1 protein-coding gene is annotated in these 3,674 nt (G+C 71.1%); it reads right to left on the minus strand.

What is annotated here, in order from left to right:
* Nucleotides 1–3,512 (minus strand): SDR family NAD(P)-dependent oxidoreductase (locus ABZX92_RS45400; RefSeq protein WP_355572311.1); only part of this gene is annotated, 3,512 nt, incomplete at its 3' end.
* Nucleotides 3,513–3,674: the final 162 nt, after the last annotated feature.

The raw sequence follows: 3,674 nt of genomic DNA on the forward strand, positions 1-3,674 counted from the left end.
GACGACGAGCAGGCCGTGTCGATCGTGACGGCCGGGCCTTCCAGACCGAGCACATAGGACACTCGGCCGGACGCGACCGACGGCGACGACCCGGTGCCGTGGTGACCCTCGAACTCGCCGCCGAGCAGCTGCGCGTAGTCGTTGTACATCACGCCGGCGAACACCCCGGTGTCGCTGCCTCGCAACGAGACCGGGTCGATCCCGGCGCGTTCGAAGGCCTCCCACGCGGTTTCCAGCAACAGGCGCTGCTGCGAGTCCGTCGCCAGCGCTTCCCGTGGTGACATCCCGAAGAACGCCGGGTCGAACTCGCCCGCGTCGTGCAGGAAGCCGCCGAGCCGCGTCGCCGAGGTGCCGATGTCGTTGCCGGAGAACAACGAGTCGAGATCCCAGCCGCGGTCGGACGGGAACTCGGAGATCGCGTCCGCGCCGTCGAGCACCAGCCGCCACAGGTCCTCGGGCGTCGACACCCCGCCGGGGAACCGGCAGGCCATCCCCACCACGACGATCGGGTCGTCGTCGCTGGAGACCGTCCGCGTGGCGACAACCACATCATCCGCCCCGAACAGCTCGTCGCGGAGGAACGCCGCCAGCACGTGCGCGGTCGGATAGTCGAACACGAGCGTCGCTGGCAGCCGAAGGCCGGTGACCGCGGTGAGGCGGTTGCGCAGGTCGACCGCGGTCAGCGAGTCGAAGCCGAGGTCGCGGAACGCCCGCCCCGCGTCGAAGCCCTCCAGCGCCAGCACCGCGCTGACCTGCGCGCGGATCAGGTCGAGCAACGCGTCGAGACGTTCGGTCTCGCCCAGCGGACGCAGCTTCGCGGCCAGTCCGGTCGCGGCGTCCGAACCGGCGACCGTGCGGCGCGCGCGAGTGCGGATCAGGCCGCGCAGCAACGAGGGAACCTCTCCCTGTGCCCGCAACGTCGCGAGGTCGAGGCGTGCCGGCAGCACCACCGCGTCGCCACTCGCCAGGGCCGCGTCGAACAACGCGGTTCCCTGCGCCGGGGTGATCGGCGGCATTCCCGCGCGCACCAGGCGTTCCCGGTCGACCTCGGTCAGCGAACCGGTGAGGCCGACCGTCGCTTCCCAGGTGCCCCAGGCCAGCGACACGGTGTTCGGCCGGTGCTGGGCGAGCGCGTCGAGGAACGCGTTGGCCGCCGCGTAGTTGCCCTGTCCCGCACCGCCGAGAATGCCGGCGGCGGACGAGAACAGCACGATCCTGGCCTCGGGCAACAACTCGTGCAGGTGCCACGCGGCATCGACCTTGGGCCGCAGCACGGTGTCGAACTGCTCGGGTGTCAGCGACTCGATCACGCCGTCGTCCAGCACGCCCGCGGTGTGCACAACGGACTTGACGGTGTGCTTCTTCAACAGCCGCTGCAACGCCTTGCGGTCACTGACATCGCACTTGACGACCTTGACGGTCGCGTCGACCTCCCAGTCCGGCTTCCTGCCGCTCCGGCTGGCCAGGATCAGCTCCGTGACGCCGTGCTCGGCGACGAGGTGCCGCGCGATCACGCCGCCGAGCCCGCCGCCACCGGTGATCAGCACCGGGCTATCCCAGACGACCTCCCGCGCGGCCGCCGCACGGGTGAGGCGCGGTGCCTGCGGCTGTCCCTGCCTGATGCGCAGCTGCGGTTCGTCGGTGGCGAGCGCTTGCGGCAGAACGGCGTCGTCGTCGATGTCGGCCAGCACGAACCGGCCGGGGTGCTCGGTCTGCGCCGACCGCACCAGCCCCCACACGGCCTGCCCGGCCAGATCTCCCTGGCGCGTCACGAAAGCGAGCCGCTCGGCACGTTCGCCGGTGATCCACTCCTGCAGCTTGGCGAGCACCCGAGACGTCAGGGCCCGCGTCGACTCGATGACGTTGCCGTCGCCGACGACGTGTTCGACGACCACGTTCTCAGCTGCTTCCGAAGGCAGTGCGACCGGCGTCCACTCGATCCGGAACAGCGAGTCGCGGTCGACCTCGTTCTGCGGCAACGCGACCGGCCGCACGACGAGTGACTCGACCGTGGCAACCGGCTGACCAGTGGTGTCGGCGAGCGCGATCTCCATGGCGTCCCCGTGGGAACGCAGCCGGACCCGCAGCTCCGTCGCGCCCGTGGCGTGCAGCGACACGCCTTCCCACGAGAACGGCAGCCCAACGCCGTCCTTCGCGAGCAACGCGGCGTGCAGCGCGGAGTCCAGCAACGCCGGGTGCAGTCCGAATCCCGCGGCGTCCTCGGTGGTCGCCACCTCCGCGTAGACGTCGTCGCCGTCCCGCCACACCGCGCGCAGTCCCTGGAACGCGGGCCCGTACTCGAAGCCCATGTCCGCGAACCGCTCGTAAGCTCCCTCGACGTCAACGGTTTCCGCGCTCGGCGGCCACGCCGTCGCGTCGAAGTCACTGGCAGTGCTACCGCTCGACAGCGTGCCGGAAGCGTGCTCGATCCAGGGCGCGTCGTCGTCGGTGCGCGAGTAGATCGCGACCGCCCGGCTGTTCTCCTCGCCCCGCACCGCGACCTGCAGCTGCACCGATCCGTCGAGCACGAGCGGCGCGGAGATCGTGAGCTCGTCGAGCTTCTCGCAGCCGACCTCGTCACCGGCCCTGACCGCGAGCTCGACGAAAGCCGTGCCGGGCAACAGGACCGCGCCGCTGACCGCGTGATCCTTCAGCCACGGGTGCGAGTGCGCCGACAGCCTCGACGTGAACAGCACGTCCTCGCCGCCCGCGACGCTGACCGCCGCGCCGAGCAACGGGTGCTCGACCGCGCTGAGTCCGAGCCCGGCCGGATCGCCGGAGCGGACCTGCCCGGCGGGCCAGAACCGTTGCCGCTGGAACGCGTACGTCGGCAGGTCGACCAGCTTGCCGCCGCTGAAGTCCCACTTGACGTTCAGCCCGCTCACGTGAGCCTGGGCGAGCGCCGTGAGCAGCTGCTTCGGCCCGCCTTCGTTGCGGCGCAGCGTTCCGAGCACCACGGCGTCGGTCTCCGCGGCGGTCTGCTCGACGCCGATCGTCAGCACCGGGTGGGCGCTGGGCTCGACGAAGAACCGGAAACCGTCGCGCAGCAAGGCGTTCGTGGCGTTCTGGAACTCGACCGTCTGCCGCAGGTTCGTGAACCAGTAGCCGGCGTCCATGATCGTGGTGTCGATCGGCTCGCCGGTGACCGTGGAGTACAACGCGATCGTGCTCGTGCGGGGCTCAATGCCCGCGAGATCGCTGAGCACCCGCTCACGGATCGCCTCGACCTGCGGCGTGTGCGACGCGTAGTCCACCGCGATCATCCGCGCCCGGACTTCGTTCTCGACGCACTCGGCGACGATCTCCGCGAGCGCCTCGACCTCACCGGCGACGACCGTCGACCGCGGCCCGTTGACCGCCGCGACCGCGACCCGCTCCTCGTAGCGCGCGATCAGCGGCCGCACCTCGTCGACGGGCAGCGACACCGACAACATGCCGCCGCGCCGCGACAACGCCTCGTCCACCGCCTGCGACCGCAACGCCACCACGCGCGCCGCGTCCTGCAGGCTCAACGCCCCGGCAACGGCCGCCGCCGCGATCTCACCCTGCGAATGCCAGCGCCACGGCGTCCCCGGTGTGGCCGAAAACGGGTAGCACCTGCAGTGGCCGCGTGGCCAGCACGCTGTCGACCTGGTAGCCGTCGAGCCGGGACAGCCAGATCGCCGCGGTGCCCG

It is taken from the genome of Lentzea sp. NPDC006480, assembly GCF_040611995.1.
Lineage (GTDB): Bacteria > Actinomycetota > Actinomycetes > Mycobacteriales > Pseudonocardiaceae > Lentzea.